The organism is Sulfurisphaera tokodaii str. 7 (genome assembly GCF_000011205.1).
Taxonomy (GTDB): Archaea; Thermoproteota; Thermoprotei_A; order Sulfolobales; family Sulfolobaceae; genus Sulfurisphaera; species Sulfurisphaera tokodaii.
This window is the reverse complement of record NC_003106.2, coordinates 1293399-1319756: the sequence shown is the minus strand read 5'-3', so window position 1 is coordinate 1319756 and position 26358 is coordinate 1293399. Positions and strand designations below refer to the sequence as shown.

Sequence of the window (26358 nt, the reverse complement as noted above, 5' to 3'; positions counted from 1 at the left end):
TGAGAAAATGAAGTTGAGGACTCATTATGTTTTCTCGCTTGGTGTTATATCATTAGTTTTGGCTTTTCTTTCTAACAATTTTTTCTTGAGTTTTTTCATAGCTGCGTATTCTTCTATTTTGGGTAATTCTCTTATAGACAGGTTGGGGCATAGGGAGTTGTTGACCGGAAGGGGTTATATACCGGTTAGGTCTCCTTTAACCCATACTTATCCTAGGAGTGTATTATGGGGATTATTACCAACAATTCCCTTAATCTTCCTCATACACTATATGTACGGTTATTATGCTTTAATTGAAGTATTGGTTTCCGGAGTTATAGTTGGTCCTACACACATGTTTCTGGATATGTTTACTGAAGCTGGGGTTTATGTGAAGAAGAGGGGGAGGTGGAGGAGGTTCGCATTAGCCCACTATAAGTACGATAACCCGGTAGTAAATGGTTTAGCAATCTTTGCCGGTTTTCTGCTTCTGTTAATCGCATATTATATTACTAATTCCTATTATTATTTCTAATGAAATATTAATCAAGCAAAAATAAAAACAGAAAGATTTTTAAACATGTTTTTACAGAACTAGAAATGGGGGATGAGGGGATGACGAGGGGTGGCTATCTGAAAGCTTGATGAATGGCTTGGAAGCTGACCCGACCCCCTCATCCCTAATTTAATCTTATCCTCCTAACTATTAAGCTTTCTTTGAAAAATTGGACTAACAGAGTAGATATGCACTGGTCGTCATTTTAATGCGTGAGAAAATTTGAAATAACTGGGGAGTTTACTGAGAAAAATTCGGTTATTTTAGGACTAACTTACTTTTGCCATCAATTAAGTATAAAGAGCCTTCCAGCTCTTTCTCTATATCGAGGTATCCTATTTTAACGTAGAATTTAATGTAAGCAACTATTTTGTCATCAGCGGTCAATGAAATATTAATAGATGAAAGCTTGAGCTCCTTTTTGGGGTAAGGTAACTGCGATAATATATTGTTTGTAATCCATTCCTCAACATGCTTATAGATGCTTAAGTAATCCAAAACAATCTGCTCGGTCACTGGATCAGCCTCAGCTTATCATCCTTTCAATTACTTTCCTTACATCGTCTTTTACTCCAGAAATTTTTGCCGTAACCTCATTATCGCCGAGCTCTACTAGTGCGAAGTCTACTATTTCGTCTAATTGAAAGTATATCCTGATTAATTTTACCAGCTCATCAACTTTGTTCTGTCCTTCATTCATCCTTCCTCACCTGGGATATCAGATAATCTACTAACGAGTCCTTAGCTTCCGTTAAGAGTTCGAAAGCTTTGGGGTCATAACTTTCCGCAACTTTCATGGCCTCACTAATGTAATAAATAGCCTTAATGATTTCTAGGAGCCCATTGCTATTAACTTGCTTCTGAGCCTGCATTCTTCTCAACCCCACGAAGCTATGTCTTCTTCCTCTCTCAGCATTTCTTGTCTTGCCTTCTGTACTTCTTCTTTCAATTGTGTTTTTGCAATATCCTCTAGTAGTTTTATATGCCAGCATTTGTGCTTGAAAGTGTAGCCTTCGCAATCGCAAGAACTCCTTACTACCTTTAGTGATAACGGATCTAAAACAATTCTGGTATAGTGAACTACATCTTTCCTTGACTTACTTTGAATATCTGCGGAAATGATTATTCCTTCTCCTAGAGTGTAAAAAACTGAGGTTCTCTTTATCATGGATTTTGAGGGGATTTGTGTGGAAATCATGTTTGTTTCATGTTATGTACTACATAACAAATATTTAAACTTTTTGCTTGTTATGTGACACATAACAAAAATCTTAAATTGCTCAGTTTATAAAAACCATGAACAAATAGTTCTTGAGGTAATTTACATTGGAAAATAAATTCCGACTTATCGTTACTTCGCTTGATAAAAGTTTCATAACATGGTTAAACGATAGAGTTCTGAAAGAAGAAGATCCTTCTCTAACTTCTACCGTAATTAATGAGGGAAATATTGAAGGAGCTATCTATTCTGCAGTGATGGACTTTGAAATAAATCATAATATAAGCCGAAGCCTAGCCGTATTGATACATCATCTCGTAGTAGGACACCCTTTTGCAGACGGAAATAAAAGAACTGCAACTACACTGTTGATTACATTAATTTCTAAGTTATATGAAAGGGATGTAGTTCTCGAAGAAAACTTAATGAACTCACTGATAACTATAATAGCCGAAATATCTAATGAATCGGAAAACGATATAGATAAATTGCAGAAAATTATTGAAGAAATTATGAAAAATCTGACTGTCCATTATTAGTCTTACGCTTTGCTACATAAAGTATTTTTCCATCAACTTTGAGTACCCCAGTTTTATCGAATTCGGCTAAGGCGTCTAAATACTTCTTATAAGTCTTTATAACGAATTCAGCTCTCTTATATAAGTCGTTTCTGATCTCTGAGATCTGGTCAGTCATTTTTATCCACATTATATACCTTTATATTCCTCCATTATAATGTTTACCCACTCTTCCCGATAAGTTCATAAATCGATTTTAAGTGTTGTGCCACCTCCTTACCCTTATCAGTTAGGTAAATTAGTCTCTTACCTCTGGGCGGTTTTTCCTCCTTCTCCTCCTTTACTAACCCCATCTTAAGGAGCTTATCTACGCTCTTAGTTATAGCATTAGGAGACCTCTGTTTCGAAACTTTTTTTATTTCCTCCTCTAACTCCCTTATCCCCAGCTTATCCTTATTTAATAAAGCTAACAAGACATCTTGATCGATTTCGTTAAGCCTTACTATATCTTCCATGTTATGTGTAATCTAACCAGTAACATAATAAGGACTTTTATTATGTTACATAACATTTATCAAATAAATTTATATATTTGTTATTTGGAACATAACACATGATAAATATGCTCAAACAAAAGAGATACCTCTTATTTAGTCCAGAGGGAGAAATACTGATTTTTTTATACAAAAACCCAGGTTTTCACAACATAGATGAGATATCTGAAAGTACTAGAATTCCAAGAAGCACCATATCGCAGAAGATACCAGAATTACAAATATATGAACTGATAGAGGTTGAGCAAAGAGAGGAGAAAAGAGGAAAATTAACGAAAACGATAACTTATGTAAAACTTTCCGATAAAGGTAAAGAATTTGTAAAAAATAAATTGAAGGAGCTGTGACCGCATAATGGCTAGGTTCATAGCTAGGACTAAACTGAATATTGATGATATTAAGGAAGTTGATGAATACAAAGCCCTTATTCCAGAGAATAATCAGTATGAGGAATTGAAGAAGGCTATAAAAGAGCAGGGATTTCTGTTTCCAGTTATTGTAAATCAGAATAGAGAACTGATAGATGGTTATACGAGGCTCAGAATTGCAAGAGAATTAGGATTAACAGAAATCCCAGCCGAGGTCTACGAGACAGGCGGGAGAGAGGAAGAACTTGATATCATTGCAAGCCTGAACTTAAAGAGGAGGCACTTAACTAAGGACGAGCTAGTACTACTAATTGATAAGATTCATGAAATGAAAAAGAGACTGAAAAAAGATAATATAGAAGAGCAAAATTCTGGCACTGGTGCCAGAATTTCAGCAATCGATAAAGAAAATATTTCAAAAAACTCCGTAACTGAAGAATCCAGGGAAATAAGGGAAGAATTGAAGAAACTAGTACCAGATGTTCAGATAAATGAGGATACTATTAGAAAATATCTCCAGATCAAGAAAGAAGTACCATGGTTAGTCCAGTATATTGGAGATGAGAAGAAGAACAAAATAGGCATCAGAAAGGCTTATGAGATATACACATTACTGAGTAAGAAGAACTTACTAGACCTGGATAAACGTATACCAAAAACAGAGCTTACTAAACTGATTACTGATAAAGAAGGTAGGAAAATCCTAGAAAGAGACGATCTACTACAGCTGATTTTAGACCATAAGATGGCTGTTTCACAAGCGATAAACAAGCTGAAGACTGAGGAAAAGATTAAGCAGTCTAAGAAGAAGTCCAGGGTAAAAACAGAAGATGAATACGCCGAAACTGATGAGGAAGAGGAAGATGAGACTGAAGAAGGACAGAGAGAGTTAGATGAAAATGAAGAATATCCGCTTCTCGAGGAGTGGCAAAAAGCTAAGGAAGAAGAAAAACAAGAGGCTGAACAACAGTTAACTCCCCAGTTAAATGTGTCTCCTAACTCTAACACTACGCAAGTAACATTAGAATTTTCTAATGTGTTAAAAGAACTATCTAATAAGGGATTTACGAAACTCGATTTCAACACCGACGTGGTTATAGCAAAAATAAACGATAAATATTACGCAATATTACTTGAAGCACTAAAGTCGTTGGAAAGGGGATCAAAACAGTATAAGGAATTAGCCGAATTTCTAGTCTCTAACAATCTGGCAGTTTACGACCCAGAAGAAGATAACTACATCATTTCGTGGAGGTCCTTAAATTGCAGTTAAGACAATGGCAGGCGGAGAAATTAGGCGAAGCAATTAATGCTTTAAAGCATGGCAAGACTCTTTTGCTTAACGCAAAGCCCGGCTTAGGTAAGACGGTCTTCGTTGAAGTATTAGGTATGCAACTGAAAAAGAAGGTTCTGATATTTACCAGAACACATAGTCAGTTGGACAGCATTTACAAGAACGCCAAACTTTTGGGCTTAAAGACGGGCTTTCTGATAGGTAAGTCAGCTTCATGTATTTACGCTCAGGGTGATGAGGAACCAGATGAAATAAACTGTAGTAAGTGCAGACTGAAGGATAAAATAAAGACAATAGAGGACAAAGAGCCTTCAAAACTAATAGAGGAGTTTAAAGATGCTGTAGATTACTGTCCCTATTATTCATTAAGGGCAAACCTTAAGGATAAGGACGTAATAGCGATGACTTATCCATATTTATTTCAGAAACCGATAAGGAATTCCGTCTTCTGTAATAAGGATGATTGCTTAAAGCTTGAGGACTATCTGATCGTAATAGACGAAGCCCATAATTTGCTTGAAGCGGATAAGTGGTTTACGAGGAAAATAAGTCGTAAAATGTTGGAGAGAGCGTTAAAAGAGATAGAAATTGTCGAAAGGCTTAACAGAATAGATGCGAAGAAGGTAAAAGACTACATCAACTTGCTTATCGATTATATGAGTAAACTAATCAAGGACGGGAGGTGTCACGAATTATCATTAATGCCATTACCAGATAGGGAAACAAACGGCGAGTTAATAGTAGTAACCAGAGCGTATTTAAATATAGATGAGGGACCGGTAAAGAAGTCAAGTTTGAAGTCGTTACTAAAGTTTGTTGAGATGAAAGGTGATCTGTATAACTGCAACGGAAGTCTGGTTAAAGTACCTTCAGACGTTAACCAATTAATTGAAGACGCACTTAACGTTAAGACGTTTAAAGTTTTGATGAGCGGTACTTTACCCGAATCTTTAACACTTACAAATTCGTACAAGATTGTAGTAAACGAGAGTTACGGAAGGGGAGAGTACTATTACTGCCCAAACGTAACTTCGGAACTCCGTAAGAGGAACTCCAACATCCCCATTTACTCCATATTGCTTAAGAGGATTTATGAAAACAGCAGTAAGAGTGTTCTTGTTTTCTTTCCCAGCTACGAAATGTTAGAAAGTGTCAGAATCCATCTATCGGGAATTCCGGTTATTGAGGAGAATAAAAAGACCAGACACGAAGAGGTTTTAGAGCTGATGAAGACCGGCAAATATCTCGTAATGTTGGTAATGCGTGCTAAAGAGAGTGAGGGAGTGGAGTTTAGAGAAAAGGAGAACCTATTTGAAAGTTTAGTGCTTGCAGGATTGCCTTATCCTAACGTTTCGGATGATATGGTAAGGAAGAGAATAGAGAGGCTGAGCAAATTAACTGGTAAAGATGAGGACTCAATAATACACGACTTAACTGCAATAGTGATTAAGCAGACTATCGGCAGGGCTTTTAGGGATCCTAACGATTATGTTAAGATTTACCTTTGTGATTCAAGGTATAGGGAATATTTTGCTGACCTGGGTATTTCCGAAAAAGAGATTAAGCTTTTTGCATAGCAGGAAAACCCTTTGAAATATTCCAGAGAGAAGTTAGGAAAAGACATGTATGGTAATAATATGTTCTCAATAGAAGTTACTGGTGATATAAGGATACTATACAGCGTGGATCCAAAAAACTGTATTGTATTTATTTGGGAGATCGGGTCTCACAAGGACGTTTACGGTCGGGGTTAAGCTCATAATAAGCTTCAATTAACATTTTCCTAAACTCTTCCAAATCTTCCTTACTCTCAATAACTAAGTAACCCTCACCTTTCTCGTCCTTATCTTCAATTCTCATAAGTATATATTTGTTACAAGCATTAAAAAGGATATGCTGGTTTCTTCTCATTGAATTTTGAAAAATTGTATTGAATATACTAAATGCGCAAGTGTTGGATCCCAGGATAAAATTTTACGTGAGAAAAATTCAGTTAACTCCCCAGTTTACTGAGAAAAACTGTTTTTCCAATCAACTGGGAAAGCATATATAAGCTCTATACAAAAAGTTTAAATATATGTCCCTCATTGACTGGGGACATTTCATTTTTATACAGTTTTATTAACCTGTATCACTAAATGCTAATTGGTATCATGTCCAGACTAAGGCTATTTATCAGTGAATATACCTTACTATTCATCATTGTCATGGTAATTTATTCTAGGTATGTCCTAGCGTTTCCTATCGGTTTTACGGTAGGAGACTTCACTTTACGTATACCGCCAGTCTTAATAGCCTACGTAATAACAACTGTTATTCTAATTATATCTAATCATGTTTATTATGACCTCTTAACTAGAGAGGAAGGTAAGGAAAACCCAAGGGTTTATCATGTAATTGAAGTAGAAGACCTAAGTAGTAATTATGCTAACATTATTATGACCTATGTAATAGGGGTGGTCTCAACATTTGAAGCCACCGTTTATGGACTAATAGTCTTTTTCATAATTCTGATTTTCATATACGGTCTGTATAAGGACAGTGAAATAATCTTCTTTAACCCCGTCCTTTTCCTACTAGGCTACAGAATTTATAAATTAAAAGTAGAGGAAAACAAGACCTCAATTTATGTTATATATAAGGAAATGATAGAGGAAGGAAATCCGATTGTAGTACGTCACCTATATCAGAATATTTATTTAGACCAGCGGTTAATAAAGAAAAAGAGGGTTAATGGCTGAGGAGGGATATTCTGGTAAAGATTTAGTAGAGGCCATTAATAAAATTAAGTTAGAAGAAAAGCTTGAGAGAATATATTTCTTCGTAAGAGTGGATAAAAAGGATAAAGAGAATATTGAGTACAAACTTAAGTACATAAAAATAAGGGAAAATAGTAGAAGTTATTTTAACTATATAGAAGATAAAATAAAGAAAAAGCTAGGTAATGAAACTATTATTAATGAGTGTGCGGATTTTGCGTTAAAAAAGCCATGCTATATAGATTTTTCTCTTGATCCTCAAAAACAAGTTACTGTCCAGGCTCAATCACATACTTACCAGTCAGGTAAATCTGATAACGTAATTGCGACATTAATCGAAATAATGATGGAAGGAGATCCGCCTACTAACGTAAAATACAGTCCAAAAGATGATTACCAAAATACTGACTACATTGGGTTTAAGCTTGGAGATGAAAGTGGGAACTATATATTAATTTTTGATAAATTCGATAAAAATACTTTTCTAAAACGGCCTAAACATAACATTTTGCGTTTTTCAAATGATGATACATACGAAATAGTAAGCAGTACCGACTATATAATTCTAAGAAAAAAGATACTGTTTGTATACTATAAGGACAAAATAATCATTTTTGCACTATCAGAATTCGAGAGGGATAGTAAATTTAAGGAATATTTAAAAGATTATCATATAAAGAAATTAAAAAATAATCCAAATTATAAAGAGCTAAACAATATTATTGATGATCCCCAATCATTCGAAAAAAATCTGAGAAACGTAGATCCATCACACTTAAGGAATCTAAATAAAGTTGTAAGATATGGTATAAAGGAAGTCGAAAATGAGCTAAATAATAACCCGAAGATTGTAGAAAATATAAAGAAAGAATATAAAAGGAAAACTCAAAAGGAGTTAAAAGTAGAATTTGATGAGCAAAGCAAGAAATTTGTAGTAGGTAATTCGAATATTGTAGATTTAATTAAAATAATAACTGATAGATTAGCTGAAACATTTATAAGGAGGAGAGTTGTTGAAGTCCAGGAATAAAATTTTGTCTCTTAGAAAATTTTATGATATTCACCATAATCTCTAGGAAATAGATAATTAATCCTGCCTGGGTTCCAAAAATTTTACACAAAAGAGCGGGGTAATGCGATAATGACGTAAATATTAACAAATTGTTAATCCTGAGGGGGACACTTCAAAAAGCTAATTTTTCAGAACGTGAAAGAATATTAACAATTTGTTAATCAAATTTAGGTATGGAAAGGGAATTTCTTGAACGATTCACCTTAAGCGAGTTAATCCTGCTCTCGTTAAGTCGGAGATGCATGACTTTAGAGGAGCTCCAGGAGAGGACTGGTGCCGAGAAGAATACGTTATTAGTCTACCTGACTAGGATGTATAAGAGGGGAATAATATCTAGACAATGGAGGAAAATTGCGGGAATTAGGGTAAGAGAGTATTGCCTCAAATATAGAGATGAGATTTTGCGTTAACTGGGGAGTTAACGCTTTGAAACGCCCCTTTTATCTACTGATTTTCATATCAATATTCATTATTTTTTGTAAATCAGTTCTTCCTTCTCTCGTGAAACGCATAATGTTTCTAATATACATAATTCGGAAACTTTTTAGACATCCGGTTGTCCGGGGTTCAAGTCCCCGCGGCGGCACTAGTTCTTCATCAATAGACAGCCTACATAGCTAGGGAGATTAATACGAGTAATTGTTAAGAACAAGCATGATTTAGCTATCACTTCCCCTAAAAATTATTTGGATACAACATAATGGCGAATATTAATTCTTGAATTTCGAATACACTATTATGATCTCAATTAATAAAACTTTTTAGACTGACTAAGAGTGAAGAAAAAATGTTTAAGATAAAATGAGAAAATATGAGGAGAATACTATAGGATAGACAATCATTACATTATTCCTTACTCTAGCACCGCACACTGGTCTACTTCATTTAATAGTTCTTCATATGTTATATCTGGGTTGTTTAGTATTATTTCTTTAGCACACTCCTCTACTCTAGTCTTATACTTCCACCACTGATTATAAACGTACCTATTGGTTATTGATGGGGGCTTACCAGCCAGTTCATCAACAACCTTATCATACATCTCCTTCAACTCCTTAGCCTTCTCCTCAGCCTCTTTTAAACCATCATCATAAGAAACCTCAACCCAATCCACAATGAGTGCAGCAGCAGTAGCAATAAACTGCGGAAACGCAAGAGAAAGATCAGAAACAGCCTTCTTAAACCTCTTACTCGCACCCATGAGACTATTTAGTGAATCATAAACGTTCATCATCTTAGCCCACTCAATTATAGCAGTAGTAGTTAAGTCAGAAGGAGGCTGAGCAATTCTTAGATAAACTAGTTGTACACCCTTAATTGTTATTTGAGAAATACCAAGAATTAACCCAGCTAAACCAAACTGGGAGCAAGATGTACCACAAGGTAACACAGCATAAACAAGAGCACCAATATCAATATCATTAAACCTAGTGTCTAGGAAACTTAAAGAACAATATTGCTTAGGCATTATTTCGCTACAATTTGATAAGACCTCTTTAGTCACAGTATCAAATGTAAAACCGGGGTAGATTTTCAAACCGTGACTCTTTGCCACCACTGGGTTAGTGCCATAGGCAAAGTAGATGTAAGGATATGTATCTGAGGCAGGACGCATTACATCATTTCTAGCAGCTATAGAAAGATAATAACTACCCCCCGATGAATATGTTAAACTAGCCTTTCCAAGAGCCAGTAACTGACTATAATGCATTACCATTGGTGCGTTGGTAAATATTGTTAGTATGCCTCCCTGGAATTCTGCTAGGTAGTTCCAGAAGATGTTGAATGTTCCTTGGCAGTTTTTGAATAGTGGTGGGTTGTACCATGTTGGTGGTGTTTTTGTTTTGATTAGTGGTATTGCTCCTAGTCCTTTGTCTGCTAGGTCGTCGATTGTTTTTCTATTTAGTTTTCCTGGTGATGTTGCTTGTGATCCTCCTTGGTATACTATTAGTTGGTCTGGGGACCAGTATGGGGAGATTCCGCCTATGTAAAACCAATCTCCCGTGTCTGTTGTTTTTATGAGTATTCCTTGTCTGAAGATTTTTTCTGGGGAGTTTGAGGCTTCTTTTAATACTCTTCTACTTGAGGCTATTGCGGGGTAAATCTCGTATCTTTGTGCTGTTTCTAGTGAGTTGTATCTTTTTAGGTTTTCTATTACGCAATTAGCTTGTTGTTGATCTAGTATTATTTCTCCGCCTATGATTCCTCCTAATATTCCGCCTAAGGAGCTTAAGGAGGGTGCTGTTTCAACTGCCATATTTTATTCTATTATTTTAAATATTTAAATCTATTCCAAAACATTAATTAACATATTTAATATAAAGATTAAAAGTCGACAACTGAGTTAAAAAAGAGGATAAAGCTAGGTTCAAATACTATAATTATACCGATAGATTACTTAATTAGTTAAGTGAGAACAACTAAAATTTCCACGTAAGAAGATAAAGTAAAGAGTTTACTGTACATTTAAAAGAAATTTTTATGACGTCCTTACTAAGTTAAAGGTCATTAACCCTAATAATTAATCTGACGTTTCTGTCGAAACATATTATCGTTTAGCACTTACAGGAAAATCGTTACATTTTTACGTTACGTTAAACAAATGTAAGATATACTGTCTTATTAACTGAAAATTCCTTGTGATTAACGAAATAAAGTAAGGAAGTAAATTCAAAGTATTTATTAGTTAATGAGCAAATATTATAATTTTTTATGGTGAGGGAATTTCCTTAAACTACTATAGTAGAATTTAACGCATAACGTGATTTTTTACAACGTTAGTTTAACACTTCTTTAACGGTTTAATTTATCAGAAGAATGATGTAGTATACCTCGACGGCAAGAAGATCCTCTAGTTGGATTATCCAGTACTTGGAGTGTCTTCTTTAAAGGATTCTCTGGCAGTTAAAGTTATAAGGACTATAGGACTCCTTTACTATTTTACGACCTTAAAGGTAATAAGATAGGAGAAGAAAATCACGATAATATAGAGTTCATGGATAGTGAAGGGGCTTCCCTATTTCTTGTAGAAACGTCATTTAATTTAGAATATCTCGGAGGAAAGGAGAAAAAGAGGAGGAAATAATAATGCAGTACGGTAATTACGACGTCAAAGTAAGTGATATATACGTAAAAGGTGACGTGTTACTTCACGGTTTTCTACTCTCTAAAGTTAATAACCCTAAGGGTGTTATAGTTTACGGCTACGGTGAATTTAGAATTTCTTTATTATCATCTTTCCCAATTCTACCAGAGTTCTATTAGACGAGGGGTACTCTGTACTTATAACTAACCTAAGGGGAGATTACAAGAATGGAGAGGAATGGCATAAGCAGGGAATGTTGCTGAATAAGAAGAACGTCTTCAAGGACTTTTCTGAATTTCTATAAGTTTGTCAAAATGATGGGAGGAAAGACTATTGCAATGGGCGGGGGTAATGGAGGGCTTTTAGTAGGTGCTACTGAAAATGAGTACCCAGAGCTTATAGACTGTGCAGTAATAGGTCATCCTGTTCTGGACGTGTTAAGATATGATAAACTTTACGTTGGAAAATATTGGGTTAAGGAATACGAGGACCCTAACGACCCAAAGTAAAAGGATTACCTACTCTCCTATAGTCCTTATCACAACTTAAAGAGTGGCTTACCAAAGACTTTTGTTTATACCGGAATTAACGATGATAGGGTTCAACCCTGCTCACGCTCTGAAGTACGTTGCTAGGTCTGAAGAGTTGGATAATGACGTCCTGCTCTTCGTTAACGAGTCAGGTCATTCAATAGTAGACCCGGAGTCTGAGGCTAGGGAGTACTCTTATGTTATAGCGTTCATTGAGGAATGTATATTAAACAAATAACTTCTTTGCTTCAATAAGCATTTCTTCTACCCTTTTTAGGGAGACTTTAACGTCCTCAACGGAATATTTTCTCTCGTGGAATCCCCATACATGCAAATCGTAACCAGCATTCCAGCCGTCTAAAACCCAATAACCCAGATTTTTAGAAAGCGTCTTGCTGGCCTTGCCTAACAAATAGATGTACCATCTACCTTCTTTCAAGAACTCCTGGTATTCCTCGGTCTTAAATTTTTCCGCCAACGCCTTAACGACTTCTTCGACAACTTTATAAGCCTTCTCTGACGCTTGAACTGCGTCTCCTTTTTCAGCATACTCTTTGCTTTCCTGCATATACTTTTCAGCTAAACTTATTCTTTCCTTACTACTATCATTAGGGTCTTCCCTACTTAAAATATCTAGTAAAGCCTCAGTAACATCAACTCCTCTCTCCTCTAGCTTTTTTATTATTTCCTCTAACGACATTCTATTTTCATTTTTTATCTCTTCAATATTAACTTTTTCTTCATCTATCGGAGTATGGACATAGTGTTGTCATTAGGGTATAAATTCTTGTATTACGAGTATTACTTATGGGTAGGAAGCCTATATTTAGGTATAGCTTGTCCTTCTTGTGGTAGTCATCATGTTGCGGTTGAGTAGGCAGAAGTATAGGGTTTGTGGTAAGCGTTTTTTGGGTTATGCTTCTAATTGTAAGAGTGTTAGGGAGTTGGCTTTGAGGATGTATTCTAATAGTATGAGGGCTATTTCTAGGGTTCTTAATGTACCTTTGGGTACTTTTTTACTTGGGTTAAGTAGAGGGAAGTATGAGGAGCTGGTGGAGTAGGGTTAAGGAGTTTGTTAAGGGTAAAGTTGTTTATGAGATGTGGACGTACTTATACAGAAACAATAGGGCTTTCTACAAGTGGGTGTTTACTTGTTATGTTTTCAGGAGTCTTGGAGTCTACCTAATTTACTCTGTGGGTGATAGGGATGAGAATACTTTCGGTGAGGTTAAAATGTACTTGCCAGATGATGATGGGTGAGTGGTGATTACAACGTTTACTTTTGGTTAAAGAATCACACGGTAGCACCAGTTAATCCCAACGAGGGGCTTCATTCCTCATTAAGGGATAAGCTTGTCAGGTTCAAGAGGGCAACAAAGGCAGTAAATAGGAGCATAAGCATGATAAAGTACTCCATAGCACTAGTCTTATTTGAGAGAGCGTCCAATGTGTAATTAATGTGAATAACTAAATAAACTAAAAAGTTATAAAACATGTTTACCTAGAATCAAATTCACTTAATTACAACAAATATAATAATATAAAATCAATTTATTAAATGTAACTACAAATAATCTCGCAATATTCGATAATCAAAGTTAAGGGAACTTTCCTAATGATATTTTCTAATCTAGAGTTTAACACATGTATAATCTAGGTGTAATCTCATTAAGTATTATCTTACAAGTTGGATTCTGTAATATTTGCTTTTCTACAAAAATTTTGTTAATAAAGTAAATTATATTAATTACACATTGGACGCTCTAGAGAGAAGACTAATCCCTGAATTTATACCCTAATGACGACACTATGTCCACACTCATTTTTGCTAATATTATTATTAGTCTCAGAAAAAAGAGATTCCCATACTGACGTAGTTTCTCACTGTTTGTGGTGATATTTCAAACTCTTTTGCCTTGTTTTCTATTGAATCCCTACTAAGTGCTGCTGTTATAAGTGTTTTCTTTACTTCTTCAGCCTTGAAGTTTATGAGAGAAAATAATTTTTCCTTGATTTGTGCAAGTGTTCTTGTGTGGATGGAGTCTGGTATTATCAAGTGTTATTCCCCCTAATGTAATCCATCCACCTTAACTTTTTCTCTAATTACAAAATTTTCAAATTAAAGGGAATTATTATTTGAAATTATTTTTGTAAAATGAATTTGGGGTCTAAAGAAGTATTTTCCTATAAATATTATATCTATTCTATGCTAACTATCTTTTGCAATGCTGAAAAACAAAGGTCTTTAGCAACACAAACTTCTCCTCCGTCTGACGGTTTTGTACGTATTTCGTCGAAAATTTCTGTTTTGACTATTAAATCTCCGTTAAATCCTGTATCTACTAAAAACCAGTCCTCTATGTTTCCTATCATAATTTTAATTCTCATTTCATGTAGAGTTGTGCAGGGGGAATTATTCTAATTTTCTTACCTTCTTTCATTTTCTCTTTAACAAAATTATATGAATCTTCTTCATTACTGAAAGTTGCTAAAATATTACCATTGTTATCTATGACTAGTATCATAAAATAAAATTTGCGTGAATGGTAAAAAACTCTCGCATTTAGCTTACCTAATCTTTCTTCTTAATCAAAGACAATTATCAGGATAGAAATAACTATATCTAAGTACTGTGTACCTCGAATTCATTTTACAAGAATAATTTCATCTAATACAGAAAATTTTTTAACTAGAGAAAAGTTAATGTAGATCATAGTGTTAGTGTTAAAATTCGCATAATAAATTTATTGAATAGTCCTTTCTTTAAAAAGAGTGTATTAATAAAAACTAAGATATTATATATGACAAAAATTTATAGAAATATAAATAGCTGAATAAGAGTACTATGAACTACATGAAGGGACTTATAATCTAAAGAACAGATGCGGGGGGTGGGCTTCGAACCCACGCAGGCCTACGCCAGCGGATATCCCCCTTGGGTCTTGAGTCCGCCCCCTTTGACCAGCTCGGGCACCCCCGCTCTAGCTTATAAATTTTGTACAATAGCTTAAATAGGTTTTCTTCATCCTAAACCTTTTATTCAACATATCAATAGTTCTTCTCATGGACCCAAAAGAAGTAGTAGCTCGCTTTATTGTTGATAAATTAAAGGAGCATAAACTAATAGGCTTAGGTACAGGTAAAACAGTAAAGAAACTAATAGAAGTTTTAAGTGAAGAAGGTCTTCTAAAGGAAAAGATATTTGTGGCAAGTTCAATAGATACGGAGTTAGAGATTAGTAAGAGAGAAGGAATAGTGATCACCTTATATTCTGGTTTAAGACCTCAAGTATATATAGATAGTTTTGATTTCGTAACTTCTGATAAGATTATGATTAAAGGTGGAGGAGCCGCTTTGCTTAGAGAAAAAATGTTATACACATTCTCTAAGGAAAAAGTATTTATTGGTGAAGAGTTAAAACTTAAGGATTTAAAAGAGTATTCTGTTCCTGTTGAGGTTGTACCAGTAGGAGTAGCATACGTTATTTCAGCTCTTAAAGAAAGAGGCTATGAAGCAAAAATAAGAGAGGGAAATGGTAAAATTGGTCCCATAATCTCAGATAATGGGAATATAATTTTAGATGTTATTGTAAAGAGGGAAAATTTATGTGATTTTGAAAGATTGGTAAAAGAAATTCCTGCAATAATTGAAAGTGGTATATTTTGCAAAAAAGATTATGAAATTTACTTGGCTAACGAAAATGGGAGGATTAGTATTTTGTGATTTTTTAGTGATCATACATGAATGAATGTGCCGTTATTAAATTATTTTATCTGAGGGGTAAGAAGTATCGTGATCTATATAGATTTATAGTGCTGACTATTAATGAGAATTATAATTTTCTTACATAGAATTAGAATAATTATACTAATAAATAATTGATTATATATCATAATGTCAATCTAATCCGTAATATAACATTGGTTTACCGAATTACCAAATAAGGAATCAATTATTTAATTTCATATTAACGAAATAAAATGAGTTCATAATTGACACCAAATTGCCCTATTAGTCTAATAATTTTCTATTCAAAATAATCGATCTAAAGAAAAATAATGTTAAAACTAAATTTTTGTATTTGACTTATCAATAATTTATAACGTAGTGGTGTCACTATAACCACATTCCAATAATTGAAATCAGCTATTTTTTATCTGGATCTTTACTCCTTAAATCGATGAACTATACTTTCAAAAGTGTTAACTAGTTGTCAATAAGGATATATACGTGTATATACAAATAATATTTTATGAAAACTATAACTGTAAAAGTACCAGACGAGCTTTATAATAGAATGAGGAGACATAAGGAGATAAATTGGAGTGAGATTATTAGAAATGCAATTAAAGCTGAATTAGATAAGATAGAAAATGTAAGTACAGGTAGTGAAATTATAGAGAGGCTTAAAAAATTAGGAGTGGAAGAAAAGGACCTAATTGTAGAACCTCCTCAAGGTGAAGAAGAATTTCAGAAAGAACTAAAGAGAAAATCTATGATACAAATGTTCTGATTGAGATCTATAAAAATAGGACTTTACAAGATAAGTTAGACTTTATTATTACAAGTATTTTAAACGTAATTGAATATCCTCCTATACTCAATCTTAGGAACAAGCTTTTGGTTGTATATCCTACTAAAGAAGATTATGAGCTCGCACTTAAGATTATGGTAAAGCTAAGGAAGATAGGAAAGCCTGTTAATGTGGTTGATATAATATTAGCGTCAATTGCGATAAATCATAATATGATAGTAGTAACAAATGATAGAGATTTTGATCTAATTAAGAAAGTTGAAGATAAGCTGGAAATACAAGTTAACCCTTAAATATTCAGCCGAGAGACATCTTACTTTTAATTACTTATAATTCAGCCACGTGTACCATTCTTAATTAAATCAATAAATAAAAAGAATTTTATCTACTAATAAGAAAATAAACTAATTATAAAGAAATCTAGTGTAACTTTCAAGATTTACTAAAATAAAAATTATACTTAGCTATTGTAAAAGTTTACATCTTTTTAAGAACTAATGATGTTAAAGTAGAGCTTACACCCTTTACAGCTCTGATATTTTCAATAATTTGATTAAGTTCATTAGGATCTTTTGCCTCAACTTTAACGAGAATATCATAATCTCCAGAGATTTCCATGACTTCTTTTACTCCTGGAATAACAGATAATCTTCTAGTTACTGCTGTAGTATAAACATTTGACTCACATTTAACTGAAATTAAAGCTTCAATATTTTCTGGCGGTTTAGGTTTTAATACTCTGCCAGTAACTGACTCAGCTATTTCTAATAAGTCTACATCTCTATAGAATCTAACATTTGGATTGGATTTTATTTTAGCTAGTACTTGATCTAGTTCTACATCACTTAATTTAACGCCCAATTTTTCAAACCTATCTTTTAGTGCGTGCTTACCAGTATATTTATCAATAACGTAGTCTCTACTTCTTCCAAAAGTCTCTGGTGGCATAAACTCGTAAGTTGATGGATCATTAAGAACTCCAGCCACATGAATACCAGCTTTATGAATAAATGCATAATCTCCTGTTATTGGATAGTTTGGAGGCATCGGTATACCACTATATTTTTCAACTAGACTGGCTAATTGTTGTAATTTATTTAACTTTACAACTTCAATTCCAAAATGATATTTTATTGCTGCCGCAATTACTTGGAGAGGAACAATTCCTACTCTTTCTCCTAATCCATTTACTGTAGTATGAATTATAGTAGCTCCGCCTTCTATTGCTGCCAACGCATTAGCAACGGCTAAACCTAAATCATTATGAGCATGAATATCAAATTCTAAACCTGGTACTTCCCTTACTAAGGTACTAAATAATTCTCTTGTTTTTGTGGGATAAAGAATACCCACAGTATCGGCTATACTTACTCTGTCAGCACCAGCATCTCTTGCTGTTTTACACACTTTTATTAAATAATCTAAATCGGTTCTGCTACCGTCTTCTGCTGTAAATCTTACTTTAACACCATGACTTTTTGCATAACTTATTGTTTCTGCTATTATATTAAGTGCCTCCTCTCTTGTAACATGATGTTTTGCTTTAAGGTGGATATCACTTACACCATAAAATATTGCTATTCTATCTACTTCTAATTCTGCTGCTACTTCGATATCTTTTTTTACAGCCCTACTATGCCCTACTATTTCTGATGTAATAAGTCCTTCTCTTTTAAGTTTCATAATCCTTTTTATTCCCTCATAAATATCCGAGGATACCGCAGGATGTCCTGCTTCTATCATCTGAACACCAACATCTGATAATGCTTTTGCTATTTCGACTCTTTGATCTATTGTGAATACAACTCCGGGTGTTTGTTCTCCTTCTCTTAGGGTTGAGTCAAGGATTCCTACTTTCATACTAGTAGTTTTACTTTTGGTAATTCCCTTATAAATAAAGCTATAAAGGAAAGTTCGAATAAAAAACTATTTCAGAGAGTTTATTATCAGTTGAATTACATTTTCTGCTCCTATTTTTGAAGTATATTTATTCAATATTTTAGATATTAAGTCAAATGTATCTTTATTCTGCTTTATAATATCAAAATAATTAGAATATACAAATATGACAGATGAGACAATATTATTTGTTTTTTCATAGTCTTCTTCTATCTCGGTTAATATCTTTTCTACTATATTTATATTTACTTTACCTCTATGCTCTCTTAATAGCCTAAATTCCTCTTCATTTAATATAGACATTTTTATCACATCGGTTCAATTATACTACCAATATCTTTACCATGAATAATATCTAAAATTTTATTAAGCCTTTTATAATTCATCACAATTACTTTTATTTTTGATCTTTCTATAATTTTTATTGCTAATGGATCAAGCAACTCGTAAGTTCCTGCTTTGACTGATTGTGATGTTTCTAAAATTTTCTTTAATGTTTCTGTATTTAATTTAGAAAGTAATTTTGCATCTTTATTATACCTAGGATCTTTATCGTATACACCATCTACGTTTGTAGCTAAGATAAGATAATCAGCTGCTATGGCTTCACTAACTAGAGCAGCTACTGTAGCTGTGGATTGCCCAGGTTGAAAACCACCTGTAATAACTACTTTCTCACTTTCCCATTTTTCAATAAATTCCTCTAAATTTTCTGGTACTTTCATGTAACTTAAATCAGAGAGTATAAAGGTTAGCAAATAAGCATTTAACCTTGAGGCCCATATTCCTAATAAGTCTAAGTGGGCTTCATTTACCCCTAACTCTCTTCCTATTTTGATATATTTTCTAGCTGTAGAACCTCCACCACTTACTATTGCTAGTCTATGACCCTCATTAACAATATTTTTTATAGTATTTCTTAATGAAATAAAATTTTCAATATTCTCCTCATCAAAAAATTTACCACTTATCTTAAGAACTAACTTCATCTTTGAAAAATATTATGACTTTATTAAAAAGTTTAGACTGGATAATCATCTGGCAATTTATGCCTAAAATATTTCCCAGTTTCTGGGTCTTTGAATAATCCTATCTTTACACCTTTTCTCCCTTTAGGTGCTAATACCCAGACTTTTTCTGGTGCCAATTCCGCTTCTTTCCCACTAGGAGTCTTTACTTTTACCTTTTTCTCAGCCATACCTATCATTATAGTACTTGTTCAAACAATTTTATAAACATTTTGTCAAGTATTGTAAGGTGTAATACCATGAGTAACTTAAGCCAAAGTTAAAGGAGTCCTTTAATACTTATATTGCATCACTAGTACCTCCATCTATTTGTATTACGGAACCTGTTATATATGAAGCATAATCAGAAATTAGATATGCAATAAGCGAACCTAATTCTTTTTCAATATCACCAGTTCTTTTTAACGGAGATCTTTCTATTACTTCCTTTTTCCATAACTCTTCGAAATCTATCTTTTGTTTCTCTGCTAATTTTTTAAGACTTCTTTTTGCCCCTTCTGTCTCAAAACTTCCCATTAGTATTGTATTAACAGTAATGTTATAGCTTCCTAGTTCTTTAGAGAGAATCTTAGTTAATTGAACAATTGAAGATCTGGACACATCTGCTAAGACAAAAATTCTTTGAGGTTGTTTAATTGTCCATGAAGATAAATATAAAATCCTGCCCCATCTTTGCGACTTCATATAGGGCAAAACCAGTTTAGTAAGTTTTATTGCACTTAGTAAATAGAGTTTAACAGAATACTCCCAGTCCTCTATTGAAGTTTCATCAAAATAAGAAGGTTCAGAAGGAGGATTTCCAGAATTAAAAATGAGAACATCAATGCCTCCGATTTTTTCTAACATAAATTTAACTAAGGCTTCTAAGTTTGAATAATTGGTTAAATCTGATACGTAACCGTAAACTTCAGGGTTGTATTTTTTCAGCTCTTCAACAGTAGATTTAACCTTATGTTCATTCCTAGAAGTAATAATAATTTTACATCCTTCTCGTGATAGGGTTCTTGCTAGACCTTTACCTATTCCTTCAGTGGATGCAGTTATTAAGACTCTTTTACCGTTTATATCGACATTCATCTCATTAATTATGAAAAATTCTTTTTAATATAAGTGTCGGCTACTAGTTTACTTTTGCCTACAGTAGATATTAAATCTATGGAAATAAGCTGGTAATTTTTTATCTTCTCTCTTAGTTCTTTAAAATCTTTTGCCTCTATAAATATATCATAAATTTTATCATAAATTTTAATTCCCTCCTTAATTTCCTCATCTGAATAAACTGTTACTCTATATAGACGTCTAGTAGGCTTTATAGTAAAAATTGTTGATAGCTCTTTTCCCGCAATTTTTGATACTACAGTAATATGGAATCCTTGCAAGTTTATCTCTTTCTCAGTTATATTTTCTATTATAAGCGGATAGTCATCAATTATTCTGTACTCTGAAGCCTCAGAATAAGGAGCAACAACTTGCGTAGATAATAGACTCTCTAAAGATTCTCCTCCTTTAGAAACCCAACTAGATATAGGTATACCTCTACTAAGTCTATTATAAAATGCTAAGTACTTTTTAGACTTAGTAAATATTATTACAGTATCATATTCCATATCATAGACAAGTTCTACTTGAGGATTATCAAATTCTGGTATAAAACCCATATTAGCCAATTTTTTTCCTACGTCTCTTTTTATTTCATTTTTTATACTTTCATAATAGAATAATTGATTTTCCACCATAAATTTTTCTTCTCTATTCTTTAATTCATCAGTGAGTTTAACACCTAATACAAAAGTCTTATTATTTCCTATCTTTTCTAATGCTTTCTTAAGGAAATTTTCTTTAAATTCATTTATTCTATTGTCACAAATGTAACAACTTCTATTTTGAAACTCGTCATTAAAATAATTCTTATATAAAGTAAGGCTTATTTCTCCCATATTATATAGAACTTCTTTTATTTGTGATAAATCTTCTATTTTATGCTCTTTTATTGCCTTATCTATTTCCATTAATAATAATATCTTTATTGCCTTACCTCTTTCTTCATTACTATGACCTAAACTGAGCCTTGCAAAACATCTTCCTAGACAACTATCACAAAGAGGATACTTAGATAATAACTCTAGTGATTTACTTAGAATTTCTGTCTTCAAAAAGTTTTGCAAGACCTTTTCTCCTCTTAACCATTTTTAACAAATTATTAGTTACTTGATATTGCTTTAATAATTCCTTTACTTCCTCTGGCGAAGTACCAGAACCTTTTGCTATTCTTCTTATTCTAGATTTATCTATTATTGAAGGATTATCTAACTCTTTATATGTCATAGAGTTCATAATTACAAGAAATTTTTTAATCTTCTCTTCTCCTAATTTCAATTGTTCTTCTGGAATTTGAGAAAAAACTCCAAAGCCTGGTAACATTTGCAAAATCTTATTTAAAGGACCCATCTTTCTTAGAGCTGTTAATTGCTTGTAAATATCTCTTAAGGTCAATTTGGCTTTTCCACTCATAACCTCTTCCATTTTCTTTTGAATCTGCTCATATTCTTCCATTCCCTTGATTTTTTCTATAATGCTCTCTATGTCTCCCATTCCTAAGATACGTGAAACAAATCTTCGCGGATTAAAGACTTCTAGCTCATCTAATTTTTCTCCAGTACCTATGAATTTTATAGCAGCACCAGTAGCAGCTACAGCAGAAAGAGCTCCACCACCTTTAGCCGTTCCGTCCATTTTTGTTACTATAATTGACCCTATGGGACTTGCTTGATGAAATCTAGAAGCCAAATCATAGGCTTTTTGACCTATTGAAGCATCTATTACCAAGATTACTTCATCTGGTTTAATCTCACTATACATATTTTTCATTTCTTCTAAAAGTTTTACTTCCTCACCATATCCATGTCTACCAGCTGTATCAACAATAATAATATCGTATTTTTCAGATAGGAACTTCTCAACTCCTCTTTTTGCTATCCCAACGGCATCTGTATTATTTGGCTCTCCATATACTGGAACATTTATTTGTTTACCTATCTGGACCAATTGGTCATATGCTGCTGGTCTATATACATCAGCGGCAACCAATCCAACTTTATATCCTTTTTTCTTATAAAATAGAGCTAATTTACCTGCTGTTGTAGTTTTACCACTTCCTTGAACGCCTACTAACATTATCACATAAGGAATCTTCTTAGGCATGACTTCTGGGTTTATATCACCACCAAATAATTTAGATAATTCATCATATACAATAGAGATAAACCATTCTCTTCTCTCTATTGCTGTGGGTGGTTTTTCTTTTTCAAGTCTGTCTTTTATTTTTTGTGTTAAATTACTTACAAGTTTTACATTTACATCTGATTTAATTAAAGAAATTTGAAGTTCCTTTATAAAGTCATTTACTGCTTTATCATAATTAGAGGAACCTAAAAATTTTCTAACTGCGTCTTTTAAATTATCTAACAATTTACTTTACCCTAACAATTTTCTTTCTACCCATAATTTCCCAATACTCTACCTCTGCTCCTGGCCTAATTTTATCAACTATATCTGCATCTGTTGGTTTTTCTATGTCAAATGTCTCATAATTTTCCATATCCATAATCGTAATTGTATCACCTTTATCAGCCAAAATTTGACCTATATGTTTTTCAATTATCGGAACTTCTACTTGTTGATCTACTGGTGCCATTAGTGTTCTTTTTTGACCAGTGAAAAGACCTATCGCAACGATATTAGCTTTAGCGCTTCCATGTTTTCCAGTTTTGGCCTTACTTATCTCAACTACTCTACAAGGTTCACCATCAATAACTACATAATTACCTACCTTTAGATCACCTACAGTCGTGTATTGAATGCTCATTTATATTCCCAAAATAACCTAATTAAGGCAAAGCTATAAACTCTTTGCTCCGAGCTTTGGCCCTTCATCACAAATTCAGTATATCTAGCCTCTTCACAGCAAATCTTATTTAACTTCAGAAATATAAAAAGCATTATGCCATGGAAACTTAAATGCAGAAATTGCGGGACAGAATGGACTATCAATATAAGCTTTGATATAAGTAAGCAGCCAGCAATATATCAATACTGTAGAGTATGCAAAAGAAATACTTTTAATGATATCCTAGGATACTATGAATGATGAAGAGACCCCAATTTTTGAATGATGAAATAACCTGTCTCGGCGGATCACTCAATATAATCTTTTGATTTAATTTTCTCTGGAATGTATTGAAACGCTAAGAATTTTAATCCCTTACTCGCCATAGCTTCTATTTCTAACTTAGACTTTTTATTAAGAAAGATCTCTATTTCATGTTGCCATGCCTTAGTCTTAAACCATTGATAGTTCTTTATTTCAGTAGCTCTTTTTATATCAGCATCTTTGGCTTTTATAATATAGTTTCTTCTTTCTTGCTCTGATAGATACGGTTTCTTATTACTATCGCCAAAAATATCAGTCATTGAGACTCCAAGGAACTTCGCATTAGGAGTAGCAAGTCTTTCACTTTCGTATGATAACGAAATAGATCCTATTCTAAAAACACTATAAATATACCATCCGTATGGATCTGCATCGGTTAAAATATAAACCGGTAATTTTAGTTCTTCATTCAGTCTTCTTACGAATCTTCTTGTCGCTCTATCTGGCTGTCCTGCACTTGTAACTAAAATGGCTTTATATTGTTTCCAGAATCCTGCCCTATGAAGCTGTTGAAATACAGCATCTTTCTCAACTACTAATACAAATTCAGCATTAATATCTACAAAATCTATTAAATCTGGGGTTGGCTCAATAGAATATGCACCATGACCCATTTTGCTTAAATCAATTATGTCGTTTCCACTTCTGATTCTCATATCACCGACAACTTTACCTTTCTCCTTACTTAGAATAAGCATATCTTCCCTAAGCAAAGACGTAAATACCTCAATATCCATTATTACACTATCTGACTCCTTTTGCTCGTCCCATGTATTTTCTTCATAAGTTTTACCTCTAGGATCCTTTAATATAATAGAATGTTTACCTCTATAATATAGATCACGTATTGTTGGGTATTCATCGTTAATAAGTGCATCGTATATTATACTAGCCATAAGTACTGTTTGCATAAATCTTTTAGACTCATTAAGATCGAAGAAACTTCTCTTTAATTTCTCTTCGCCTAAAAGAAGTAGCTTTCTCTTTTCATCATAAATAGTATTGCCAAGAGTTCTCTTTGGAATTTCCATAGTTGGAGGTTCAGAGTTATTTATTTGCTCAATTAATTTTACAAAAACTTGCCTAAGAGTGTCAGCTGCCTTCTTCCTAGCTTCTTTATCCACCTTAGAAGTTAATTCACTACTCATAACTCCTCTACTTTATAATTACGTATTTCCTCCTCTAATTTTTTATCGTTTACCTCAAGTTTATTCAACGCTATTTTAAGTAGTTTTTCTCTCAAATCTGAATATGCATCTCCTATTTTCTGTTTATCTCCTCCTACTAAGAATAGAGCTAGCCCTCTACTAACTTCTGGGATATATTTTAGGTAAGTAATAAGACGTTTTTTTGCCTCTTCTTCTTTCCTTTTCTCTGTTATGTATTTCTTTAATTTTCTAGCTACATCCATTAGGGCAAGTTTTATTTCTTTCTCTATTTCTTCAACATCAGCAATACTTTCTTTACCAGCGCTCCTATAAGGAACTTTTGTACTGCACAAATGTACCATAACTACTAGCGGAGGTTGTTCTTCCTCTATTCCATATCTTTTCCAGTCCATTTCTTCTGTAACAACTTTCCAAATAACATCTGATTTTTCATCATAAATTAATGGTATTTTATTAGCGTATCTTAATACTATTGGCTCTGGAGATGGCTGTATTGCCCCACCATAAGCTATACCAGCCTCTACTATGAAAGGATGTCCTTGATACGCTTTAGGTTTTCTTGTAATAGCTTCTGCAAATTCTGGGTTAAATATACTTTTCAATCCTAATTTAATTAAATCCTCTCCTATAACTGAAAGGGCTTCTGCTGAAGGGGGTCTAAAATCATCAAACTTCTTCATTACCTCAACTAATCTGGAAATTTCTTCGTCAGTTAATTCAGTTGTCTTCTTATCTTTGGGAAGCTTAGCCATCTCTAATATTTTATCCGCTGTAACATCACCTATGCTTTGAAACTCGTTAATCAGAAAATCTCTAACTGGGACTGGTTTATCTTTCTTAACAATCATGAATTTTATTAGTTCAATATCCACACCGTAAGGGTGAGGCTTAACTTCTTTAGGAGGTTCTGGTATCTTATCTGTTAATCTCTTATAGTAAATTACATTATTATCTGGATCTTTGAAAAAGAATTCAGCATAAGGTGAAATAATGTACGTTTTCTTTACATATTCATAAATCTTTTGTTTTGCTCTTTGCCAGTCAGCATATAAATAAAGTGTAACGGAAGTACCATGCCAATTCTTCTCATTAACTACCGAAGTCTTTTGTAAAATTATAGGCTCATTTTTAACTACGTCAATTTTTAATTTAAAGAAATAAATTCTTTTAGAATTTATAGGGGAAGTGACTACTTCTACTGGCCTTTCTTGATACATTTGACTATATAGAACTGCTGCTTTAACTCCGAGCCCATACATACCTCTTGTTTGCCTTAAAACGTATTTAGAGCTATAAAGAACTTTACCAAAAGCATTAGGAACTATATGAGGAGGGATACCAATTCCATTATCTTCTACATTAACTTTGTATATTTGCTTCTGAGGATCTACTAACTCGATTATTATCTTAATTGAAGGTAAAATATTATGGACGTCAGTTGCGTCTAATGCATTTTCTACTAATTCTCTGACTGTTTGATATAAGGCTCTTGCAGGATTACTAAAACCAGCCAACTCTGGATTCCTTTTAAAGAATTCAGCAGGAGAAATACTAGTAAACTTCTCAGATGACATAAATCATCAC

General features: G+C 33.4%; 38 protein-coding genes, 1 tRNA gene and 2 pseudogenes. 18 read left to right on the top strand and 23 right to left on the bottom strand.

All coding sequences use genetic code 11. The features are described 5' to 3' along the window. The first annotated feature begins 7 nt into the window (after positions 1-7). Positions 8-514, top strand: a complete 507-nt coding sequence (locus tag STK_RS07300; protein WP_010979343.1) for a DUF1286 domain-containing protein — start codon at positions 8-10, stop codon at positions 512-514. A gap of 279 nt (positions 515-793) precedes the next feature. On the opposite strand, the gene STK_RS07295 is transcribed toward STK_RS07300, so the two are convergent. The 4 genes from STK_RS07295 to STK_RS07285 are packed head-to-tail and all read right to left on the bottom strand — an operon-like array spanning position 794 to position 1733. Then, complete coding sequence (locus STK_RS07295; protein ID WP_010979342.1) at positions 794-1051, bottom strand: hypothetical protein; 258 nt, start codon at positions 1049-1051, stop codon at positions 794-796. Between the two features lie 10 nt (positions 1052-1061). Beyond that, positions 1062-1235 (bottom strand): hypothetical protein, encoded by a 174-nt coding sequence (locus tag STK_RS15250; RefSeq protein ID WP_010979341.1) that lies wholly within the window; start codon positions 1233-1235, stop codon positions 1062-1064. After that, on the bottom strand, positions 1228-1407 hold the full coding sequence (locus STK_RS07290) for a hypothetical protein (protein WP_052846532.1): 180 nt from the start codon (positions 1405-1407) through the stop codon (positions 1228-1230). The genes STK_RS15250 and STK_RS07290 overlap by 8 nt, the downstream gene beginning before the upstream one ends. A gap of 5 nt (positions 1408-1412) precedes the next feature. Further along, positions 1413-1733: a hypothetical protein gene (locus tag STK_RS07285; RefSeq protein ID WP_010979339.1), complete on the bottom strand. Its 321-nt coding sequence runs from the start codon at positions 1731-1733 to the stop codon at positions 1413-1415. 128 nt (positions 1734-1861) lie between these two features. Between STK_RS07285 and STK_RS07280 the strand changes: the two genes are divergently transcribed. Further along, the gene (locus STK_RS07280) at positions 1862-2293 is read left to right on the top strand and encodes a type II toxin-antitoxin system death-on-curing family toxin (protein WP_052846531.1); all 432 of its coding nucleotides are present in this window, start codon (positions 1862-1864) and stop codon (positions 2291-2293) included. Here the strand turns inward: STK_RS07280 and STK_RS07275 are convergent. Further along, complete coding sequence (locus STK_RS07275; protein WP_232616535.1) at positions 2265-2450, bottom strand: hypothetical protein; 186 nt, start codon at positions 2448-2450, stop codon at positions 2265-2267. The two genes, STK_RS07280 and STK_RS07275, sit on opposite strands and share 29 nt — an antisense overlap. Before the next feature lie 43 nt (positions 2451-2493). Continuing rightward, positions 2494-2787 carry a winged helix DNA-binding protein gene (locus tag STK_RS07270; RefSeq protein ID WP_010979338.1) on the bottom strand — a complete coding sequence of 98 codons (294 nt, stop codon included), beginning with the start codon at positions 2785-2787 and terminating at the stop codon, positions 2494-2496. A 98-nt stretch (positions 2788-2885) separates the two neighbouring features. Here STK_RS07270 and STK_RS07265 point away from each other — a divergent pair, with 98 nt between their 5' ends. The 4 genes and pseudogenes from STK_RS07265 to STK_RS15680 all read left to right on the top strand — a co-directional run. After that, positions 2886-3173 (top strand): MarR family winged helix-turn-helix transcriptional regulator, encoded by a 288-nt coding sequence (locus tag STK_RS07265; RefSeq protein WP_010979337.1) that lies wholly within the window; start codon positions 2886-2888, stop codon positions 3171-3173. 7 nt (positions 3174-3180) lie between these two features. Further along, positions 3181-4467 carry a ParB N-terminal domain-containing protein gene (locus tag STK_RS07260; RefSeq protein ID WP_010979335.1) on the top strand — a complete coding sequence of 429 codons (1287 nt, stop codon included), beginning with the start codon at positions 3181-3183 and terminating at the stop codon, positions 4465-4467. Beyond that, complete coding sequence (locus STK_RS07255; RefSeq protein WP_010979334.1) at positions 4443-6065, top strand: helicase C-terminal domain-containing protein; 1623 nt, start codon at positions 4443-4445, stop codon at positions 6063-6065. The genes STK_RS07260 and STK_RS07255 overlap by 25 nt, the downstream gene beginning before the upstream one ends. Continuing rightward, positions 6066-6242, top strand: a pseudogene (locus STK_RS15680) (type II toxin-antitoxin system RelE family toxin); the annotation flags it as partial. Here STK_RS15680 and STK_RS15245 read toward each other — a convergent pair. After that, on the bottom strand, positions 6196-6348 hold the full coding sequence (locus tag STK_RS15245) for a hypothetical protein (protein ID WP_009073331.1): 153 nt from the start codon (positions 6346-6348) through the stop codon (positions 6196-6198). The pseudogene STK_RS15680 and the gene STK_RS15245 overlap by 47 nt on opposite strands. Before the next feature lie 278 nt (positions 6349-6626). On the opposite strand from STK_RS15245, the gene STK_RS07250 reads away from it, so the two are divergent. From STK_RS07250 to STK_RS07240, 3 genes are all read left to right on the top strand, one after another. Next, a complete protein-coding gene (locus STK_RS07250) occupies positions 6627-7229 on the top strand; it encodes a hypothetical protein (protein ID WP_010979332.1) in 603 nt (200 codons plus the stop codon). Beyond that, the gene (locus STK_RS07245) at positions 7222-8277 is read left to right on the top strand and encodes a hypothetical protein (RefSeq protein ID WP_010979331.1); all 1056 of its coding nucleotides are present in this window, start codon (positions 7222-7224) and stop codon (positions 8275-8277) included. Before STK_RS07250 ends, STK_RS07245 begins: the two co-directional genes overlap by 8 nt. A gap of 215 nt (positions 8278-8492) precedes the next feature. Then, on the top strand, positions 8493-8729 hold the full coding sequence (locus STK_RS07240; RefSeq protein ID WP_010979330.1) for a DNA-binding protein: 237 nt from the start codon (positions 8493-8495) through the stop codon (positions 8727-8729). 443 nt (positions 8730-9172) lie between these two features. Here the strand turns inward: STK_RS07240 and STK_RS07235 are convergent, their stop codons facing one another. Further along, entirely contained in the window at positions 9173-10576 is a 1404-nt protein-coding gene (locus STK_RS07235) for a hypothetical protein (RefSeq protein WP_010979329.1), read from the bottom strand. An 830-nt stretch (positions 10577-11406) separates the two neighbouring features. Between STK_RS07235 and STK_RS15675 the strand changes: the two genes are divergently transcribed. From STK_RS15675 to STK_RS15875, 4 genes are all read left to right on the top strand, one after another. Further along, complete coding sequence (locus STK_RS15675; RefSeq protein WP_232616534.1) at positions 11407-11583, top strand: hypothetical protein; 177 nt, start codon at positions 11407-11409, stop codon at positions 11581-11583. Beyond that, positions 11547-11708 carry a prolyl oligopeptidase family serine peptidase gene (locus tag STK_RS15935; protein WP_338055458.1) on the top strand — a complete coding sequence of 54 codons (162 nt, stop codon included), beginning with the start codon at positions 11547-11549 and terminating at the stop codon, positions 11706-11708. Before STK_RS15675 ends, STK_RS15935 begins: the two co-directional genes overlap by 37 nt. A 10-nt stretch (positions 11709-11718) precedes the next feature. Next, on the top strand, positions 11719-11913 hold the full coding sequence (locus tag STK_RS15880) for a prolyl oligopeptidase family serine peptidase (protein WP_052846528.1): 195 nt from the start codon (positions 11719-11721) through the stop codon (positions 11911-11913). 136 nt (positions 11914-12049) lie between these two features. After that, positions 12050-12172 carry a hypothetical protein gene (locus STK_RS15875; RefSeq protein WP_269770908.1) on the top strand — a complete coding sequence of 41 codons (123 nt, stop codon included), beginning with the start codon at positions 12050-12052 and terminating at the stop codon, positions 12170-12172. Here STK_RS15875 and STK_RS07225 read toward each other — a convergent pair. Continuing rightward, positions 12161-12634: a PaREP1 family protein gene (locus tag STK_RS07225; RefSeq protein ID WP_010979328.1), complete on the bottom strand. Its 474-nt coding sequence runs from the start codon at positions 12632-12634 to the stop codon at positions 12161-12163. The two genes, STK_RS15875 and STK_RS07225, sit on opposite strands and share 12 nt — an antisense overlap. Before the next feature lie 107 nt (positions 12635-12741). Between STK_RS07225 and STK_RS14850 the strand changes: the two are divergent. Then, positions 12742-13388 (top strand): annotated as a pseudogene (locus STK_RS14850) (IS1 family transposase). Positions 13389-13780: 392 nt separating this feature from the next. On the opposite strand, the gene STK_RS07215 reads toward STK_RS14850, so the two are convergent. The 4 genes from STK_RS07215 to STK_RS07205 all read right to left on the bottom strand — a co-directional run bounded on the left by STK_RS07215 (position 13781) and on the right by STK_RS07205 (position 14914). Continuing rightward, positions 13781-13990 carry a DUF4322 domain-containing protein gene (locus STK_RS07215; RefSeq protein ID WP_084742654.1) on the bottom strand — a complete coding sequence of 70 codons (210 nt, stop codon included), beginning with the start codon at positions 13988-13990 and terminating at the stop codon, positions 13781-13783. A 143-nt stretch (positions 13991-14133) separates the two neighbouring features. Then, the gene (locus tag STK_RS07210; protein ID WP_052846527.1) at positions 14134-14322 is read right to left on the bottom strand and encodes a hypothetical protein; all 189 of its coding nucleotides are present in this window, start codon (positions 14320-14322) and stop codon (positions 14134-14136) included. Further along, the gene (locus STK_RS15240; RefSeq protein ID WP_198429767.1) at positions 14319-14459 is read right to left on the bottom strand and encodes a hypothetical protein; all 141 of its coding nucleotides are present in this window, start codon (positions 14457-14459) and stop codon (positions 14319-14321) included. Before STK_RS15240 ends, STK_RS07210 begins: the two co-directional genes overlap by 4 nt. A gap of 358 nt (positions 14460-14817) precedes the next feature. Then, positions 14818-14914 (bottom strand) — tRNA-Leu (locus STK_RS07205). An 83-nt stretch (positions 14915-14997) separates the two neighbouring features. Between STK_RS07205 and rpiA the strand changes: the two genes are divergently transcribed. The 3 genes from rpiA (at position 14998) to STK_RS07190 (ending at position 16761) form a co-directional block, all read left to right on the top strand. Further along, complete coding sequence (gene rpiA / locus STK_RS07200; RefSeq protein WP_010979326.1) at positions 14998-15657, top strand: ribose 5-phosphate isomerase A; 660 nt, start codon at positions 14998-15000, stop codon at positions 15655-15657. Between the two features lie 529 nt (positions 15658-16186). Beyond that, on the top strand, positions 16187-16447 hold the full coding sequence (locus STK_RS07195; RefSeq protein WP_010979325.1) for a hypothetical protein: 261 nt from the start codon (positions 16187-16189) through the stop codon (positions 16445-16447). A gap of 5 nt (positions 16448-16452) precedes the next feature. Then, positions 16453-16761, top strand: coding sequence for a type II toxin-antitoxin system VapC family toxin (locus tag STK_RS07190; protein ID WP_420825193.1), 309 nt, complete (start codon positions 16453-16455; stop codon positions 16759-16761). A gap of 184 nt (positions 16762-16945) precedes the next feature. On the opposite strand, the gene lysS is transcribed toward STK_RS07190, so the two are convergent. The 8 genes from lysS to STK_RS07150 form a co-directional block, all read right to left on the bottom strand. Next, complete coding sequence (gene lysS / locus STK_RS07185; protein ID WP_269770911.1) at positions 16946-18352, bottom strand: homocitrate synthase; 1407 nt, start codon at positions 18350-18352, stop codon at positions 16946-16948. Between the two features lie 42 nt (positions 18353-18394). Continuing rightward, on the bottom strand, positions 18395-18670 hold the full coding sequence (locus STK_RS07180; RefSeq protein WP_052846949.1) for a hypothetical protein: 276 nt from the start codon (positions 18668-18670) through the stop codon (positions 18395-18397). A gap of 5 nt (positions 18671-18675) precedes the next feature. Then, a complete protein-coding gene (pyrH, locus tag STK_RS07175) occupies positions 18676-19356 on the bottom strand; it encodes a UMP kinase (RefSeq protein WP_010979322.1) in 681 nt (226 codons plus the stop codon). Between the two features lie 32 nt (positions 19357-19388). Then, positions 19389-19565, bottom strand: coding sequence for a chromatin protein Cren7 (locus STK_RS07170; protein WP_052846948.1), 177 nt, complete (start codon positions 19563-19565; stop codon positions 19389-19391). A gap of 109 nt (positions 19566-19674) precedes the next feature. Continuing rightward, a complete protein-coding gene (locus tag STK_RS07165) occupies positions 19675-20472 on the bottom strand; it encodes an SDR family oxidoreductase (protein WP_010979321.1) in 798 nt (265 codons plus the stop codon). 8 nt (positions 20473-20480) lie between these two features. Continuing rightward, positions 20481-21548 (bottom strand): pseudouridylate synthase, encoded by a 1068-nt coding sequence (locus STK_RS07160; protein WP_232616533.1) that lies wholly within the window; start codon positions 21546-21548, stop codon positions 20481-20483. Continuing rightward, positions 21526-22863 carry a signal recognition particle protein Srp54 gene (locus STK_RS07155; RefSeq protein ID WP_010979319.1) on the bottom strand — a complete coding sequence of 446 codons (1338 nt, stop codon included), beginning with the start codon at positions 22861-22863 and terminating at the stop codon, positions 21526-21528. The genes STK_RS07160 and STK_RS07155 overlap by 23 nt, the downstream gene beginning before the upstream one ends. 1 nt (position 22864) lies before the next feature. After that, positions 22865-23260 carry a translation initiation factor IF-5A gene (locus STK_RS07150; protein ID WP_010979318.1) on the bottom strand — a complete coding sequence of 132 codons (396 nt, stop codon included), beginning with the start codon at positions 23258-23260 and terminating at the stop codon, positions 22865-22867. A gap of 135 nt (positions 23261-23395) precedes the next feature. Between STK_RS07150 and STK_RS15235 the strand changes: the two genes are divergently transcribed. Then, positions 23396-23542 carry a hypothetical protein gene (locus STK_RS15235; RefSeq protein ID WP_168065283.1) on the top strand — a complete coding sequence of 49 codons (147 nt, stop codon included), beginning with the start codon at positions 23396-23398 and terminating at the stop codon, positions 23540-23542. 47 nt (positions 23543-23589) lie between these two features. Here STK_RS15235 and STK_RS07145 read toward each other — a convergent pair whose 3' ends face one another. Then, complete coding sequence (locus tag STK_RS07145; RefSeq protein WP_010979317.1) at positions 23590-24753, bottom strand: DNA topoisomerase IV subunit A; 1164 nt, start codon at positions 24751-24753, stop codon at positions 23590-23592. Then, the gene (locus tag STK_RS07140) at positions 24750-26348 is read right to left on the bottom strand and encodes a DNA topoisomerase VI subunit B (protein ID WP_010979316.1); all 1599 of its coding nucleotides are present in this window, start codon (positions 26346-26348) and stop codon (positions 24750-24752) included. The genes STK_RS07145 and STK_RS07140 overlap by 4 nt, the downstream gene beginning before the upstream one ends. Positions 26349-26358 lie beyond the last annotated feature (10 nt).